This is a genomic window from Methylophilus sp. VKM B-3414, assembly GCF_032248435.1.
GTDB classification, from domain to species: Bacteria; Pseudomonadota; Gammaproteobacteria; order Burkholderiales; family Methylophilaceae; genus Methylophilus; species Methylophilus glucosoxydans.
Map to the genome: position 1 here is coordinate 1 of NZ_JAVTLI010000014.1, position 1,090 is coordinate 1,090.

The 1,090-nt window shown below is 49.0% G+C and carries 1 protein-coding gene; it reads right to left on the minus strand.

Translation table 11 applies throughout. The features are described from left to right. Positions 1 to 1,090 (minus strand): IS3 family transposase gene (locus Q9292_RS14295; protein WP_409934502.1). Its coding sequence is split into 2 segments (ribosomal slippage), with 1,091 coding nucleotides annotated over them: positions 1 to 855 and positions 855 to 1,090; the frame shifts between segments, so codons are not numbered across the junction. This gene is flagged as partial in the annotation.

The following is a 1,090-nucleotide window of genomic DNA, read 5'->3' on the forward strand; positions in this document are numbered from 1 at the left end:
GCTGATCAGCGTAGCCATGTCGGCGTTTTGGATTGTAAAACATTTCGATGTAATCGAAGACATCCCGCCTTGCTTCTTCGCGCGTTACATAGATTTTTCGGCGTATGCGCTCACGCTTCAATAGTTGAAAGAAGCTTTCGGCCACTGCATTATCATGACAGTTGCCACGACGACTCTGACTTGCGCATAAGTGATGCATCTTCAGGAAGTCACGCCATTCATAACTATTGAATTGACTACCCTGATCGGAGTGGATAACAACCTCTTGTTCAGGTTGCCTGCGCCACACAGCCATGAGAAGAGCATTAATTGCGAGTTCACTCTCCATCCTCGGCTGCATAGACCAACCGATCACTTGTCGGGAGAATAAATCCAAGACGACCGCCAGATACAACCATCCTTCATGGGTGCGGATATAGGTAATATCTGTGACCCATATCTTATTCGGCTCCATGACGTCGAATTGCTGGGCAACGTGATTAGGGACTGCAATAGATGGCCTGCTATAGCGGCCACCTGGTCGGCGCCTATAACCTGTCTGAGAGCGCAAGCCTTCCTGCCTCATCAACCGATAGACGCGATGTTTGCCGCAGCACTCGCCTGCATCTCGTAAATCCTGCGTGACCTTACGATAGCCATACACGCCACCACTCTCTAGCCAGAATTGCTTGATCAGCCCAGTTATCCGCTCATCCTCACGCTGTCTATTAGATTGTGGCGTATTTTTCCATGCATAAAAACCACTGGGATGCACATTCATCACGTGACACATACGGTATATCGAATACTGCCGATGATGTTCGCGAATGAATGCGTACTTTACTGCGACACTTTTGCAAAGTACGCGGCGGCCTTTTTTAGGATGTCACGCTCTTCGGTGACGCGTTTAAGCTCTTTGCGAAGGCGGAGTATCTCTGTGTGGTCCGCAGTCTTCGCTTGGTAGGCTTCTGAATTGGGACCGTAGGCTTTTAGCCATGCGTACAGGCTATGTGTTGAAACGCCCAAACGGGAGGAAACCTCTGCAACAGAGTACTGCCGTTCGTTGATCAATTTGACCGCTTCTTGTTTGAATTCCTCTGTGAATCTTTTA